We start from the raw sequence: 15372 nt of genomic DNA, 5'->3' as shown, positions 1-15372 counted from the left end.
CGGACTTGCACAAAGACCTCGCCGCGCTATTGATTCCGGGCGACGGCAATACCTGCCAGGACGGCAACAGGAGGAGGATGTCATGACCGAAGAATTGGTATTCTATACGAACCCAATGTCACGCGGGCGCATTGCGCGCTGGATGCTGGAGGAGATCGGTCAGCCCTATCGCACCGAACTCCTGACCTTCGGCGAAACCATGAAGGCGCCGGAATATCTTTCAGTCAACCCGATGGGTAAGGTGCCGGCGATCCGCCACGGCAACACCGTGGTCACCGAATGCGCGGCAATCTGCGCCTACCTCGCCGAGACCTTCCCGGAAAAGGGGCTGGGCCCCAAGCCGGAAGAGCGCGCCGCCTATTACCGCTGGATGTTCTTTGCCGCCGGTCCGCTGGAATCGGCGGTGACGATGAAGGCGCTCGGTTTCGAAATTCCGACGGAGCGCCTGCGCATGGCCGGCTGCGGCGGTTTCGGCGACGTCATGAACACGCTCGAAATGGCCGTTTCCGGCTCGACTTACGTCACCGGCGAGCGCTTCACTGCCGCCGACGTCTATGTCGGCGCGCATATCGGCTGGGGCCTCGGCTTCGGCTCCATCGAGAAACGCCAGGCCTTCGTCGACTATTTCGGCCGCATCAGCGAGCGGGAAGCCTATAAGCGCGCCAATGCACTGGATGACGAGGCCGGCAAGACGATGCAGGCGGCCTGAGCGTTCAGGCACGATCGAGGACGCGGCAACTCGGCCGCGTCCTCGCATGAAGTCAGGCAAGCGGCATGTGGATTTCTGTCAGAAGCTCGGTTGGCGGCACGTCGCGTGGGTTGTTGGGATATTCCTCGAACATGACGTTGTCCTTCAACTGCCGTCCTGATTTGGGCAGCCATTCCGCATAAAGCCACTGATAGGCCTTGTGCATGTCGGTATAGGGACCCTTGTGACGCAGCACCGCATAGTCGCCGCCGTCAACCCTGCGCCGCTCGAACGGCGCTTCGGCCGGAACGTCGGCGGAGCCGGTCACACAGGCGATCGAGCGCAGCTGTTCGGCCGGCACGATATCGGGATCGTCGAGATAGACACCGATCATCCGCATGTCGGGCCTGCCGAGGCCGCGGGCGTAAAGCGTGCCGAACAATGTCTCGAAGGCTTTGCCGATCTGCATATAAGAGCCGGTATGGGCGACGCCGATCAGCTCGGTCGGCGCGATCTCACGTATGGTAACGTCGAACATGGTTTGGGTCTTTCCGTCAGGTGAGGGTTCAAAGGCTGTGTGGCTTCCCTCTTTCCGATAGCGGGCCGGCGGCATGCCGTAGACCGACTTGAAAATGCGATTGAACGATTGGAGATTGGGATAGCCTGATCGTTTCGCAATCTCGCTGACGGCAAGCTCCGTGCCGACGATCTCGCTCGCCGCGCGATGCAGCCTGAGCTGCTTGACGGTGGCCGCCAGCGTCTCGCCATAGATCGCCCGGTAGATCCTGTGCCAGTGATAGCTCGACAGGCAGGCAATCTCAGCCAGGCGCTCCATATTCAGCTCCTCGTCGAGGTGGTCGTGAATATAGGCTGAAACCCGTCTCAGACGGCTTTCATAAAGTGCCCATGCCGTTTCGCCATTCATGTCAAACCTCGTGCAAATCGATCGGCTGCAGAGAACCATATCCCGATTTGACAAATCCTGCGGACTTGCCGGCGCCGACGCTACGCGGCAGAAGAAGCGTCGCTATTGCCGACTAGGCCGCCTCTCCTTCCTCATTCCTGTGCTCGTTACAGGAATCCAGCCACGGCGCGTCCGCGCGGTGAATGAATCAGTATCCAAAGAGAAAGACTCCTTCGCGCGCTCAAGGACTCTGGCGCACTGGATTCCTGTGACATCCCTCGGGTTAACACCGAGGAAAGGAATGAGGGAGGTCTGGGAGAACGCCGAGTAAAGAACGTTCACATCTAAGCTAAGGCGGGAGCCGAGCTTCCGCCTTAGAATCAACCGTCATCTCAGCCGGCGAGCGCCAGAGCCACGGCCTCGATCGCCTCGTCGGCCTTCGATCCATCAGGACCGCCAGCCTGCGCCATGTCGGGACGGCCGCCGCCGCCCTTGCCGCCGAGGGCTGCCGAGGCGATGCGGACGAGATCGACGGCGCTGTAACGCTCGACGAGATCCGGCGTCACCGCCACGACCGCGCTCGCCTTGCCGTCATCGGACACGCCGATAAGGGTGACCACGCCGGAGCCGATGCTGGTCTTGCCGTCATCGGCAAGGCCCTTCAGATCCTTGGGATCGACGCCCGATATCGATTTGCCGAGGAACTTGACGCCGGCGACTTCGCGCACGGCATCGCCCGAGCCGCCCTGGCCGCCGCTCATGGCGAGCTTGCGCTTGGCGTCGGCCAGTTCCTTTTCGAGCTTGCGGCGCTCGTCAATTAGCGCTTCGACTCGCGAGAGAACTTCTGACGGCTGCACCTTCAGCGAGGCGGCAAGCGTCTTCACGCGGTCGTCCTGTTCGGCGAGATACTCGCGCGCCGATTCGCCGGTCACCGCTTCGAGGCGGCGAACGCCAGCGCCGACGGCGCTTTCGCCGAGGATGCGAACGAGGCCGATCTGGCCAGTCGCCGACACGTGCGTGCCGCCGCAAAGCTCGACCGAGTAAGGCTTGTTGCTCTTTGCACCATGAAGGCCTGTGCCCATCGAGACGACCCGCACCTCATCGCCGTATTTCTCGCCGAACAGCGCCATCGCGCCTTCGGCGATCGCATCGTCGACGCTCATCAACCGCGTTGTGACCGGCGAATTCTGCAGCACGATTTCGTTTGCCATATCCTCGACGATCTTCAACTCTTCAGCCGTCATCGGCTTCGGATGCGAAACGTCGAAGCGCAGACGCTCGGGCGCAACCAGCGAACCCTTCTGAGCGACATGGGTACCCAGCACTTCGCGCAGCGCCTCATGCAGCAGGTGCGTCGCCGAATGATTGGCGCGCAGGCGCGAGCGGCGGGCGTGATCGACCGTCAACGCGACAGCATCGCCATCCTTGACCACCCCTTCGATGACCGTACCCAGATGCACGAACAGGCCTTCGCCCCTCTTCTGCGTGTCCGATATCTCGATCTTGCCGTGATCGGACGAGATCACACCGGTATCGCCCATCTGGCCGCCGGATTCGCCATAGAACGGCGTCTGGCTGACGACGATCTGCACCTTGTCGCCGGCCTTGGCCTCGGTCGAAACCGTGCCGTCCTTGACGATCGCCTGCACCACACCCTCAGCCGTTTCGGTATCGTAGCCCAGGAATTCGGTCGCGCCATGCTTTTCCCTAAGCTCGAACCACACAGTTTCGGTCGCCTTTTCGCCGGAACCCGCCCAGTGCGAGCGTGCTTCGGCCTTCTGGCGCTGCATGGCATCGGTGAAGCCGGAGATGTCGACGCCGATCTCACGGGCACGCAGTGCATCCTGCGTCAGATCGAGCGGGAAACCATAGGTGTCGTAGAGCTTGAAGGCGGTCTCGCCATCCAGCATATCGCCCTTGGAAAGATCCGTTGTCGCGTCCGACAGCAGCGACAGGCCGCGTTCCAGCGTCTTGCGGAAACGGTTTTCCTCGAGCTTCAGCGTCTCCGAGATCAGCGCCTCGGCGCGTACCAGTTCCGGATAGGCCCGGCCCATCTCCTGCACCAGCGTCGGCAGCAGCTTGTACATCAGCGGTTCCTTGGCGCCGAGCAGCTGCGCATGGCGCATGGCGCGGCGCATGATGCGGCGCAGCACATAACCGCGGCCCTCATTCGACGGCAGCACGCCGTCGGCAATCAGGAAGGCCGAGGAGCGCAGGTGGTCGGCGATGACCCGATGGCTGGCGCTACCTTCCGCCTTGACGCCCATCGTATCTTCGATGGCGCCGATCAGTGTCCGGAAGAGATCGGTGTCGAACACGCTCTGAACGCCCTGGAGAATACAGGCCATGCGCTCCAGGCCCATGCCGGTATCGATCGACGGACGCGGCAGCGGGTTGCGAACGCCGGGCTCGGTCTGCTCGAACTGCATGAAGACGAGGTTCCAGAACTCCAGGAACCGGTCGCCATCTTCCTCCGGGGAGCCTGGAGGGCCACCCCAGACGTTCTCACCCTGGTCGATGAAGATTTCAGAGCATGGGCCGCAGGGGCCGGTATCGCCCATCTGCCAGAAATTGTCGGAGGTCGGGATGCGGATGATCTTGTCGTCGGAAAAACCGGCGATCTTCTTCCACAACTCCGCGGCCTCCTCGTCTTCGGAATAGACGGTCACCAGCAGGCGATGCTTCGGCAGGCCGAAGCCTTCGGTCACGAGCTTCCAGGCAAGCTCGATCGCATTCTCCTTGAAATAGTCGCCAAAGGAGAAGTTGCCGAGCATTTCGAAGAAGGTCAGGTGGCGCGCGGTATAGCCGACATTGTCGAGGTCGTTATGCTTGCCGCCGGCGCGCACGCATTTCTGCGAGGTCGTCGCCGTCGTATAAGGACGCTTTTCCAGGCCGGTGAAAACGTTCTTGAACTGCACCATGCCGGCATTGGTGAACATCAGCGTCGGGTCGTTGCGCGGCACGAGCGGGCTCGACGGAACGATCTCGTGGCCGTTCTTCTTGAAATAGTCGAGGAAGGTCGACCGGATATCGTTCACGCCGCTCATTTTATGCCCTTCAATGCTGCCGGAGGCAGATAAATACAAATCCATCGGCTTTTAACGTTCGCCTCCGCCACTGTCCAGCCGACAAACAAAACCGGCCGCATTCTCATCAGGAATGCGGCCGGCGGAGATATCCGATAAGAGTCAGGCGCGAGACTTACATGTCCGCGGCGGCATCGCCGTCATCCGCATCCGGTCCGCCGTTCTGCAGGAAGCGGTCGGCGATGAGACCGGCATTCTGGCGCAGCGCCAGTTCGATCTCGCGGGCGAGATCCGGATTGTCGCGCAGAAAAGTCTTGGCGTTTTCGCGGCCCTGGCCGAGACGCTGGCTGTTATAGGAGAACCAGGCGCCCGACTTTTCCACGATTCCGGCTTTGACGCCGAGATCGACGAGTTCGCCGGTCTTCGATACGCCTTCTCCATACATGATGTCGAATTCGACCTGCTTGAAGGGAGGCGCCATCTTGTTCTTGACGACCTTGACGCGGGTCTGGTTGCCGACCACCTCTTCGCGCTCCTTGACCGAGCCGATGCGGCGGATGTCAAGGCGCACGGAGGCATAGAATTTCAGCGCATTGCCGCCCGTCGTCGTTTCCGGCGAACCGAACATGACGCCGATCTTCATGCGAATCTGATTGATGAAGATCACCATGGTATTCGACTTGGAGATCGAGGCGGTAAGCTTTCGCAGCGCCTGGCTCATCAGGCGTGCCTGCAGGCCGGGAAGGCTGTCGCCCATTTCGCCTTCGATTTCGGCGCGCGGCGTCAGTGCGGCGACCGAGTCGACGACCAGAACGTCGACGGCCCCGGAACGCACCAGCGTATCGGTGATCTCAAGCGCCTGCTCGCCGGTATCGGGCTGCGAGATCAGAAGGTTTTGGAGATCGACGCCCAGCTTGCGGGCATAAACGGGATCGAGCGCATGTTCGGCGTCGACAAAGGCGCAGATGCCGCCCTTCTTCTGCGATTCCGCAATGGTCTGCAGCGCAAGCGTCGTCTTGCCCGAGCTTTCCGGCCCGTAGATTTCGATGATGCGGCCCTTCGGCAGGCCGCCGACGCCAAGCGCGATATCGAGCCCAAGCGAACCCGTCGAAATCGTCTCGATTTCGATGACGTTCTCGTTGGAACCGAGTTTCATGATCGAGCCCTTGCCGAACGACCGCTCTATCTGTGAGAGTGCCGCTTCAAGCGCCTTGCTTTTGTCCACCGATTTGTCCTCTACCAGCCGCAATGAATTCTGAGACATCTGATCCACCTTTAGGTTATTGAAGCCGCCCAAGCAATGTCGAGTTTGTACCCCATTTGTTCCACTCTCGCAATAGGCGATCAAACGATTGAAAGAAAAAGGTAAAACAGCCTGTGTTCTATATTTGTTTTATCGATGCAAAGCAACGGCTTAGGCCGGATGCGCCGGCGTTACCACGCCAGGGAGGCTTTGTCTCGATTCGCGCTTGGGGCATCGGAAGGCGGTTGAAATGAAGAAAAAGATTCTTGTTCTCGGCGGTGCCCATATCGACCGGCGCGGCCGCATTTCCGGGGAAACGGCACCGGGCGCCAGCAATCCGGGCACCTGGTTCGAGGAGCCGGGCGGCGGCGGCTTCAATGCGGCGCGCAACCTTGCGAGGCTCGGGTTTCAAGTGACGATGATTTCGCCGCGCGGCGGCGATCCCATCGGCGAGATGGTCGGCGAAGCCGCCGATTTTGCCGGCATCGACGACCGGCCCTTCGTCTTTCTCGACCGCAAGACACCGAGCTATACCGCGATTATCGAGAGGGACGGCAACCTGGTGATTGCCCTTGCCGACATGGATCTCTACCGCTTCTTCGTGCCGCGGCGTCTTTCCATCCGCTGGGTGCGCGAAGCCTTCGCCGCGCATGATCTCATTCTTTTCGATGCCAATCTGCCGGAAGAGACGATCGCTGCAATCGTCGCCAAGGCACGGTCGCTGGCCAAGCCCGTCGCGGCGATCGCCATTTCGCCGGCCAAGGTCGTCAGGCTGAAATCCTGCATCGCGGATATCGACTACCTGTTCCTGAACGAGGCCGAAGCGGCAGCCCTTATCGGTGAGCGGCCGGAAGACGCCGGCGGCTGGCCGCCGCTTCTGAACGAGATCGGCATCCGAAGCGCCGTCGTCACCCGCGGCCAGCGCGAGTTGGTGGCGTTTTACGACGGCCGCGCCGTGACGTTGCAGCCGCCGATCGCCGAGACCCTCGCCGATGTGACCGGCGCCGGCGATTCCCTTGCCGCCGGCACGCTCGCCGCCTTGATGCGCGGCCTGCCGCTTGAGGAAGCTATCCGCCACGGCACCGCGGCCGCAGCGCTGACTGTGCAGTCGCCGCATGCCGTCAACGAAAATCTGACGCCGGATCTGCTGAATGAGGCGCTTGCCCTTGTTCCCCAGATCAGAATTCTGCATTGAAGCGGCCAAATGAAATTGTCGAGCATTATGTCGTCGGAAAAACCGCCGACACATTTGGCATCATGCTCTATCGACGACAGGACAAGATTATGACCCAGCCCATCTCCCCTCTTCTGCCGATCGCCTATTCGAAGGAGGTCGCCAGCGCCAAGCAGCGCGGCGCGCCGTTGGTGGCGTTGGAATCGACCATCATCACCCACGGCATGCCCTATCCCGGCAATATCGAGATGGCCCGCAGCGTCGAGGCGATCATTCGCGAACAGGGTGCCGTACCGGCAACGATCGCCGTCATTCACGGCACGCTGCATATCGGCCTTGAAGCCGGCGAACTGGAGCAGCTCGCCAAGGCGACCGACGTGATGAAGGTGTCGCGCGCCGATCTCGCCTTTGCGATCGCCGAGCGCCGCACCGGCGCCACCACGGTCGCAGCGACGATGATCGCGGCGGCGCGCGCCGGCATCCGCGTCTTTGCCACAGGCGGCATTGGCGGCGTGCACCGCGGCGCCGAGGAAAGCTTCGATATCTCGGCCGATCTCGAGGAACTGGCCCGCACCGGCGTCATCGTCGTCTGCGCCGGCGCCAAGGCAATTCTCGACATTCCGAAGACGCTGGAAGTGCTGGAAACCCGCGGCGTGCCCGTCGTCACCTATGAGAGCGAAGAATTCCCCGCCTTCTGGTCGCGCTCCTCGGGGCTTCGCAGCCCGCTGTCGCTGAACAGCCCGGCGGCCATCGCCAACTTCCAGACGGTGCGCGAGCAGCTCGGCATCAATGGCGGCATGCTGATCGCCAATCCGGTGCCCGAGGCCGACGAGATCCCGCGCGAAGAGATGGAGATCTATATCGAGCGCGCACTCGACAGCGCCGAGCGCGACGAAGTGACCGGCAAGGCGGTGACCCCCTATCTGCTCTCGACGATCTTCGATCTGACGGACGGCCAGAGTCTGAAGACGAATATTGCGCTTGTCGAGAACAATGCGCGGCTGGCGGCGGAGATTGCCGTGGCGCTCGGGGAATAAGGGATTATCGGCTTCGCCGGCCCATCCCGCAACAATTGTTCTGCCGTGATGCACCCATGGCCCGCCGGCCATCTTCCTAAACCGGGAGATCGAGCTTGCTCCTCCCGCGCCGCAGCCCGTGGGGAGATGGGTGGCGGGCCAGGGGGTGTGGCGTATCAGGTAAGGGCGGTGACGGCTGGATAGCTTTGCCGATCGTAAAGCGCCAACTCCTCGGCAGTTGGCGGCTCGAACAGCTTCGACCACCTAAGCAGGTCCGGCCGCGAGATCTCGAACGCGCCGACTGGAAGCTCGGCGTTTCGTCGCGAGACCCGGTCCCAAAGCTCATCAAAGGGAACGTCGAGGAAGCAGAGAACGACCAGGGCACCAGCCGCGCGAGCTTCGTTCCGGCAGGCGTCGCGTTCTGCCCGTGACCATACGCCCCAATCCACCACAACGTTACACTGAAGCCTGATGGCACGCAGAGCGATCTGCCATTGTAAGCTCTCGACTCTACCTCGGCACGGACCGGTTTCTGCTTCTGGAGTAGAGATGCCGGGGTAAAGCTTGTGCATCCAGTCGTCTCCGGTCAGACGAAGGGCAGATGCTTCATGTTCGATAATGCTGGCGAGCGACGTCTTCCCTGAACCGGGAAGACCGCAAGTGAGGTAAAGTGTGGGCATTGGAAAATCTCTGATCTTGGTTGGCAAGTGGCAGTGGCCCCGCGGTGTCGTGCAGGACTGCGCGTCGCTCAATGCCGCAAGGCGCGGCCAATCAGAGGTGTGTTGCCATGGTCTGTCTTATAGGACCGCTCCGCTCAGGGATCAAGATGGAGCGCATTGATGGGCTCAACGACATCGTCTAGCCCGCTTACCCCCTCTCAGCCACTCAGTTGATATTCACGGCCCAGCTGCTAACTATCCAGCGTCTCCTTGACCACCACAGCCAGCTGCTTCAGCGAAAACGGCTTCGGCAGGAAGCCGAATTTCGCATCCGGCGGCAGGTTGCGGGCAAAAGCATCCTCGGCATAGCCGGAGACGAATATGAATTTCAGGTCGGGATAGTACTTGCGCAGCTCACGCAGCAGCGTCGGGCCGTCCATTTCGGGCATCACGACGTCGGAAACGACGATGTCGACCTTGCCCTCGAGCTCTTCCATGATGCTCAGCGCCTCGACGCCCGAGCCCGCCTCATGCACGGTGTAGCCGCGCGTTTCCAGCATCCGCTTACCGCCCCGGCGCACTGCCTCCTCGTCCTCGACGAGAAGAACGACGGCCGAGCCTGTCAGGTCCTCGGGCTGCTGCGCGGCAGGCGCCTCAGGGGGCGTGCCGACTGCGGCAATGGCGCTGTCGATCGCGCCGGCTTCGGCGGCAACCGCCGGCTCTGGGATATGGCGCGGCAGGAAAACGCGGAAGGTCGTGCCTTTGCCGACTTCGGATTCCGGTTGGATGTAGCCGCCCGATTGCTTGACGATGCCATAGACCATGGCAAGCCCAAGCCCGGTGCCTTTGCCGACATCCTTGGTGGTGAAAAAGGGTTCGAAGATCTTGTCCATGATCTCAGGCGCGATGCCGGTGCCGGTATCGGTGACCTCGACCAGCACCATGTCCTCGGCGGGCATGTAGGAATAGTTGAAGGCGGAGACCTCGGCTGCCGTCAGATTGCGGGTGCGCAGCGTCAGCGTGCCGCCATCAGGCATGGCATCGCGCGCATTGACACAGAGATTGATCAGCACCTGCTCGAACTGCGACAGGTCGGTTTTGACAGGCCACAGATCCCGGCCATATTGCACGTCGAGCTTGACGTTGGTGCCGGAGAGCAGCCGGTCGACCAGCATGCGCAGGTCGCCGACCACATCCGTCAGGTTCAGCACCGAGGGCCGCATCGTTTGCTTGCGCGAGAAGGCAAGCAGCTGGCGCACTAGCACGGCGGCGCGATTGGCGTTGCGCTTGATCTCCATCAGGTCGGCGAAGCTCGCATCGGAAGGACGTGCCTGCAGCAGCAGATGGTCGGACGACAGCAGGATCGCTGTTAGCACATTGTTGAAATCGTGCGCGATGCCGCCGGCGAGCGTTCCGACTGCGTTCATTTTCTGCGTCTGCGCCATCTGCGCTTCCAGTGCCTTCTGCTCGGTCACCTCGACAGCATAGACGATTGCCGCCTCTTCCGGCGCCTCGTCGCTCTGATCGATGACGGCATTGACATAGAAGCGGAAATAGCGCGCCTCGTCGGTCGGCGTGCGGGTGTCGAGCGGCGCGATGTCGCCCTGGCGGTCCTTGGCCGCCGCCAGCGCCGCGGCCAGCTGCGGCCGGTCGCTCTCCTGCACGATGGTTTCGAGAGAGGGTGATTTCTCGAGATCGTCGCGCGACACGACGCCGGAAAACAGCTTCAGGAACGGCGCATTGGTGCGCAGAATGCGGCCTTCGCCATCAACCGAGGCGATCGCCATCGGCGTGTTGTTGAAGAAGCGCGTAAAGCGCATGGCAGCGGCCGAAGCGGACTGGCCGCTCTCGCTGCTCTTTTCGCGCGCCAGCACGATCGTCCGGCTTTCGCCGGGCGCGCCGTCGCGCATCGAGGTGACGCTGTGGATGATCTGCACCGGCAGGCTCTGGCCGTTGGTCTTGCGCAAATCGAGATCGAGCGTCACGGTCTTCTTCAGGCCGGGTTCGGCCTGCACCGACTGGATCAGTGCCAGCCCCTCGCCCGCCACCAGGTCGCCGATAGACATCGAACCCGGCAGGAACTTGGTCAGGTCGAGGCCCAGCCACTCGGCGAGCGTCGCATTCAGGTAGAAGATTTCGCCCTTGCGGCCGGCGGAGAAGAAGCCGGCGGGTGCGTGATCGAGATAGTCGATCGCGTTCTGCAGCTCCTTGAAGAATCGCTCCTGATCGTCGCGTTCGGCGGTGATGTCGGTGATCTGCCAGATCTGCAGCGGCTTGCCGCCATTATCCTCCTGATGCAGCAGCCGCGCCTTCAGCCGGTACCAATGCGCGCCCGAGCTGTTGGAGCCGGGGCCGACGGCGCGCAGCAGACGGAATTCCTCACGGCCCTCCTTGCCCTCCCGCAGACCGTTGACCAGCCGGTAGAGCGCCTCGTTCGACTCGCGATGGCGCGACAGCAGCGTTTCAAGCGTCTGCACCTCGGTCGCCTTGCGCGCGCCGGTCAGCGCGCCGTAGGCAGCGTTGGCATAAATGATCCGTCCCTTGTCGTCGGTGATCAGCGTGCCGTCCGGATGGCTGTTGAGAAAGGCGCGCGCCAGGCTGTCGGACTGGTGCTGCGGCATCACCTCGATGAAGCCGATGACCGAGGAGACCAGGAAGAAGATGCCGACCATGGCGAGTACGCCGAGGCCACCGAGCACCATCTCGTTGTCGAGTGATCTTTTGAAGACGACGAAGGCGCCGGCTGCCGCGATCAGCACGAGCGCCAACAGAAGGATGCGCAAAACCGTGCCAGAACGCCCCCCACGATCCACAAGCGGTGCGTTATAGTCGTCGGCCTGACGCGGTTTCGTCATGTATTCCTCGCATACGCCCTTCCCATTTCATAGCACGAACACGAAGCAGGAATCAGGCACTCTTTCCTTCTTAGCAATTTGCCACGCCGGCAAAAACACCGGTCACCGGCAAGACTGCTTGAATTCACAGGCTAGAGCGCCATCTGCCTGTCGAGCCGCCGCGGCTGCCCCTGCGCAAGACGGCAGCCGTCATCCGGCACAGTAGGAAATCGCCTTCGTGCGTCACTGGACAGGACCTTCGGCCCTTGTTTAAGGAACGGAAAAGTCGTCAATATGTGCCGAATGCGAAATGGAGTGAGTGACTATGTTCGATGATCTTGTCGGAGCTTACGGCAGCCGTTTCCTGCTTGCGGCCGGTGGCGTCGGCCTGGCGCTTCTCCTGCTCATTCTGGCGCTCTGGCTGATTCGAAGCCGCGCCCCCTCGCCCTTCGTGCGCGGCGGCCGCAACCGTCAGCCCCGCCTGCAGGTGCTGGATGCGGCAGCCGTCGATACCCGCCGCCGGCTGGTGCTGGTGCGCCGTGACGACGTCGAACATCTGATTATGATCGGCGGTCCGACCGACATCGTCATCGAAAGCCGCATCCTGGCCGAGGCGGCCGAACAGCCCGAAAGCGTCAAACGGCCAGAGCCGGCGGCGGAGCGGCCGGCAACCGTCCCGCGCCCCGAAACACCGCCCGTTTCCGTAAGCCGTCCGCCACTTGCCGCCCGTACCGAGCCGCCCGTCGAGCCCGCCTTCGCGGCCGCAGCCCCGCCGGAGCCGCGCCCGCGCCCCGAACCGCCGGCGCAGCCGGCAGTGCCGCCGCCGGTGGCCACCAGCCCGCTTCCGGCGGAGCCGGCGACGGCTCCGCTGTCGGCCGAACGCGACCATTCTCCGCGCCCGGCTCCGCCCCAGCCGCGTCCGCCGGAACAACCGGTTGCCCCGCCGGTCGCGCAGCCCGCACCCTATCACGATACGGCGAGCGCCGCCGAAATCCTTGACGCCGCCCGCCAGCGTGTGCTGCCGCAGCAGCGCATCGATCCCGATGTCTCCGCCCCCGACATGCCGGCGCCGCGCACCGCACCCGCGACGCCCGTGGATGAAGCGGCTGCGCAATCGGCAGCGGCGATTCGCCGTGATTTCCAGCGAGTGCTGGAACAGGAAATGGCGAACAATCTAACGGCCGAGCGCATTGTGCCGACCCCGGCAAACCAGACCTCGCGCCAGGCAGCGCCGCAGCCCGCCAACCTGCCGCGCCGCGATCCCGAGCTTGCCCCGATCACCGGCACCGATACGGAGCTGCAGAAGGAAGTTGCCCGCATTTTTGGCGAGATGAGCGTCAACCGCGACAAGTGATTGAGCCGCACGGGCGGAGGCACGGTTGCACGCATTCGCGATCTCATCATGAAGTTGCAAAAATGCCGCAGTGCCGCGGCTTCTCGGTCCTCGAACTCTTCGGGCCTCCCCACCGCGTCGATCATTTGTTATCAATGGACGCGAAGAGCTTTGGCGCATCGAGGTCACACTTTGCCTAAGTAAATACCGGTCTCACCCCAGTTTCACCCGTACTGCCGCAACGCGAGACGCTGGCGGCATGCGACCATGTTCATCGGGTGGTGGCGAGAGACCGGTTTGGCATTGTTACACTGTGCCATGTGCAGCTCCGCTGCTCAGCTCTTCAGCCGCCCACAACATCGCCATACCGCGCCCGCAAGGGTTTCTCCTGCACCATCTTGGTGGACTTCCGAACGGAAGACCAAGACGATATGTGCAAGACGCTTCGGGTCCGATGGACCATCACCCCCAAGACAGCGCCCCAGCCATGGATTGCATGTGGTGGATGCGGAGGCCTCAGAGCTTTCCGATCCAGCGGCAAGATCCGGTTGAATGCCAACGGTCGCAAGCTCGACGCCTGGCTGATCTACAAATGCCTGATCTGCGAAAGGACATGGAACCGGCCGATCTTCGAGCGCCGGACTATCCGCGACATCGATCCGTTGACGCTCGACGCGTTGCACTCCAACGACCCGGACTGGATTCGCGCGGAAACCTTCAATCTCGATGGGCTGCGGCGCAAAGCACAGCGCGTTGACGAGTTCGCCGAATTCAACATTGCCAAGGAGGTACGGCGCGAGAGCGCAGGCTGGACAAGCCTGGAAATCGAAGTGACAGCCCAGTTCCCGACAAACATACGCCTGGATCGTTTGCTGGCAGGGGAGTTGAAGATGTCGCGCTCGCGCCTGCAGGCTCTCCACGATCAGGGCCTATGTCGAACGGACCCCGGCGGGGTTGACATCATGCGGCGGCGGATCAGGAGTGGCACGCTCGTCACGATCGATCTTGCCATGGAGGCAGAGCGGGAGCGACTGTGGAAACCTCTGGCGGCAGGTGGCCCGCTGTAAATGCATCTCGTCCGGAAGTGTGCAGCGATTCCAGGACGACGAAATGCATAAAACAAAGGCCGATGCGCGTCGCTCGAATCAAGTTGATGCGACGCGTTGATGGGCGGCGCACGAAGACCGATCGACTAGCCGCGAGTAGGCCCGACAAAAAGGCGCCGCGATCAGATCGCGGCGCCCAATGTGTCTCTGCTATATCGAAAATATCATTCGTCGCGGTAGACCTTTTCACGGCGTTCGTGGCGCTCCTGCGCCTCGATCGACAACGTCGCGATCGGGCGGGCGTCGAGGCGCTTGAGACCGATCGGTTCGCCGGTTTCCTCGCAATAGCCATAGGTGCCGTCTTCGATGCGCTGCAGGGCCGCGTCGATCTTGGAGATCAGCTTTCTCTGCCGGTCGCGGGCGCGAAGTTCGATCGCCCTGTCGGTTTCCGACGACGCCCTGTCTGCGAGATCGGGGTGGTTTGCGCTTTCCTCGGCCAAATGGTCGAGCGTTTCGCGCGCTTCTCTAAGGATATCATTTTTCCAGGCGACCAGCTTCGCCCTGAAGTAGGCACGCTGGTTTACGTTCATGAACTCTTCCTCTTCCGAGGGAACGTAATTGCTAAGATCGATCTTCTCACTCAACGCGATTCTCCTGAAGAACATCTCATCTGGGCGGGTGTATATCCCAAGCGCTAGCCGCGATTCAAGCCAAATACGACAGGTAAACAGATTTTTAAATCTGTTACAATTTTAAGCTAACGGTCTATTTTGTCATGGTTATTCCGGCTGCCGTTTCTGGCTCCGCCTTCAAAACGCCGTGTTGTCAGCCACGTTTTAGGCAGTTGCGGCATGGCTGGCGATTGACGGCGGCCGACCGCAGCCGCTACTGAAAAAGACCCGCCGATCCTGGATTTGCCCATGACCGTACCGCTGCCTCCGCCCAACCGCATCTATCTCCTGCGTCATGCCCAGGCCGCTGCGGCCGACCCCGGACAGCGCGATTTCGACCGGCCGCTCAGCGAAAAGGGTTATGGCGATGCCGAGATCATCGCCGACAAGGCAGCCGACAAGGGCTACCGTCCGGATCTTCTGATCAGTTCGACGGCGCTTCGCTGCCGCGACACCGCCGACGCCGTCCACCGGGCGGTCGGCGTCGGACTCGACGTGCGCTATGTCGATGCGCTCTACGACGCCACCGTCGGCACCTATCTCGAAATCGTCGATGCGCAGGAGGCTGCCGCCGTGATGCTGGTCGGTCACAATCCGACCATGGAGCAGGTGCTGGAGACACTGATCGGCCACAAGGCGATGGTCGACGCCCTTCCCCGCGGCTTTCCGACGGCGGGCCTTGCCGTCATCGATTTCGATGCTTCCGTCACCGCCTGGCGCCTGACTGATTTCGTTGTCGTCTGACATCGTCCGGGCAACTCGAAGAGCGGCAGAAATT

The 15372-nt window shown here is 62.1% G+C and carries 12 protein-coding genes; 6 read left to right on the top strand and 6 right to left on the bottom strand.

Annotation, left to right across the window (positions count from 1 at the left end; all coding sequences use genetic code 11):
* Positions 1-82: 82 nt before the first annotated feature.
* Positions 83-709, top strand: a complete 627-nt coding sequence (locus A7X77_RS24420; RefSeq protein ID WP_064685415.1) for a glutathione S-transferase family protein — start codon at positions 83-85, stop codon at positions 707-709.
* A 52-nt stretch (positions 710-761) separates the two neighbouring features.
* Here A7X77_RS24420 and A7X77_RS24415 read toward each other — a convergent pair whose 3' ends face one another.
* From A7X77_RS24415 to recA, 3 genes are all read right to left on the bottom strand, one after another.
* Positions 762-1613 carry an AraC family transcriptional regulator gene (locus tag A7X77_RS24415; RefSeq protein ID WP_064685414.1) on the bottom strand — a complete coding sequence of 284 codons (852 nt, stop codon included), beginning with the start codon at positions 1611-1613 and terminating at the stop codon, positions 762-764.
* Between the two features lie 371 nt (positions 1614-1984).
* On the bottom strand, positions 1985-4639 hold the full coding sequence (alaS, locus tag A7X77_RS24410) for an alanine--tRNA ligase (RefSeq protein ID WP_064685413.1): 2655 nt from the start codon (positions 4637-4639) through the stop codon (positions 1985-1987).
* A 154-nt stretch (positions 4640-4793) separates the two neighbouring features.
* The gene (gene recA / locus A7X77_RS24405; RefSeq protein ID WP_064685493.1) at positions 4794-5882 is read right to left on the bottom strand and encodes a recombinase RecA; all 1089 of its coding nucleotides are present in this window, start codon (positions 5880-5882) and stop codon (positions 4794-4796) included.
* A gap of 229 nt (positions 5883-6111) precedes the next feature.
* Here recA and A7X77_RS24400 point away from each other — a divergent pair, with 229 nt between their 5' ends.
* Positions 6112-7056, top strand: coding sequence for a carbohydrate kinase family protein (locus A7X77_RS24400; protein WP_064685412.1), 945 nt, complete (start codon positions 6112-6114; stop codon positions 7054-7056).
* A gap of 89 nt (positions 7057-7145) precedes the next feature.
* Positions 7146-8072 (top strand): pseudouridine-5'-phosphate glycosidase, encoded by a 927-nt coding sequence (locus A7X77_RS24395; RefSeq protein WP_064685492.1) that lies wholly within the window; start codon positions 7146-7148, stop codon positions 8070-8072.
* A 155-nt stretch (positions 8073-8227) separates the two neighbouring features.
* Here the strand turns inward: A7X77_RS24395 and A7X77_RS24390 are convergent, their stop codons facing one another.
* Entirely contained in the window at positions 8228-8731 is a 504-nt protein-coding gene (locus A7X77_RS24390) for an AAA family ATPase (RefSeq protein WP_064685411.1), read from the bottom strand.
* Between the two features lie 230 nt (positions 8732-8961).
* On the bottom strand, positions 8962-11565 hold the full coding sequence (cckA, locus tag A7X77_RS24385) for a cell cycle histidine kinase CckA (RefSeq protein ID WP_064685410.1): 2604 nt from the start codon (positions 11563-11565) through the stop codon (positions 8962-8964).
* Positions 11566-11869: 304 nt separating this feature from the next.
* On the opposite strand from cckA, the gene A7X77_RS24380 reads away from it, so the two are divergent.
* Together A7X77_RS24380 and A7X77_RS24375 are read left to right on the top strand one after the other, a co-directional pair.
* A complete protein-coding gene (locus A7X77_RS24380) occupies positions 11870-12898 on the top strand; it encodes a flagellar biosynthetic protein FliO (protein WP_197486887.1) in 1029 nt (342 codons plus the stop codon).
* Positions 12899-13308: 410 nt separating this feature from the next.
* On the top strand, positions 13309-13944 hold the full coding sequence (locus tag A7X77_RS24375) for a DUF1062 domain-containing protein (protein ID WP_064685408.1): 636 nt from the start codon (positions 13309-13311) through the stop codon (positions 13942-13944).
* Between the two features lie 203 nt (positions 13945-14147).
* Here A7X77_RS24375 and dksA read toward each other — a convergent pair whose 3' ends face one another.
* On the bottom strand, positions 14148-14567 hold the full coding sequence (dksA, locus tag A7X77_RS24370; RefSeq protein WP_008525884.1) for an RNA polymerase-binding protein DksA: 420 nt from the start codon (positions 14565-14567) through the stop codon (positions 14148-14150).
* 276 nt (positions 14568-14843) lie between these two features.
* On the opposite strand from dksA, the gene A7X77_RS24365 reads away from it, so the two are divergent.
* Positions 14844-15338: a SixA phosphatase family protein gene (locus A7X77_RS24365; protein WP_064685407.1), complete on the top strand. Its 495-nt coding sequence runs from the start codon at positions 14844-14846 to the stop codon at positions 15336-15338.
* The last annotated feature ends 34 nt before the right edge of the window (positions 15339-15372 follow it).

The organism is Rhizobium bangladeshense, from assembly GCF_001662075.1.
Taxonomy (GTDB): domain Bacteria; phylum Pseudomonadota; class Alphaproteobacteria; order Rhizobiales; family Rhizobiaceae; genus Rhizobium; species Rhizobium bangladeshense_B.
This window is presented reverse-complemented; position numbering and strand designations above follow the sequence as displayed.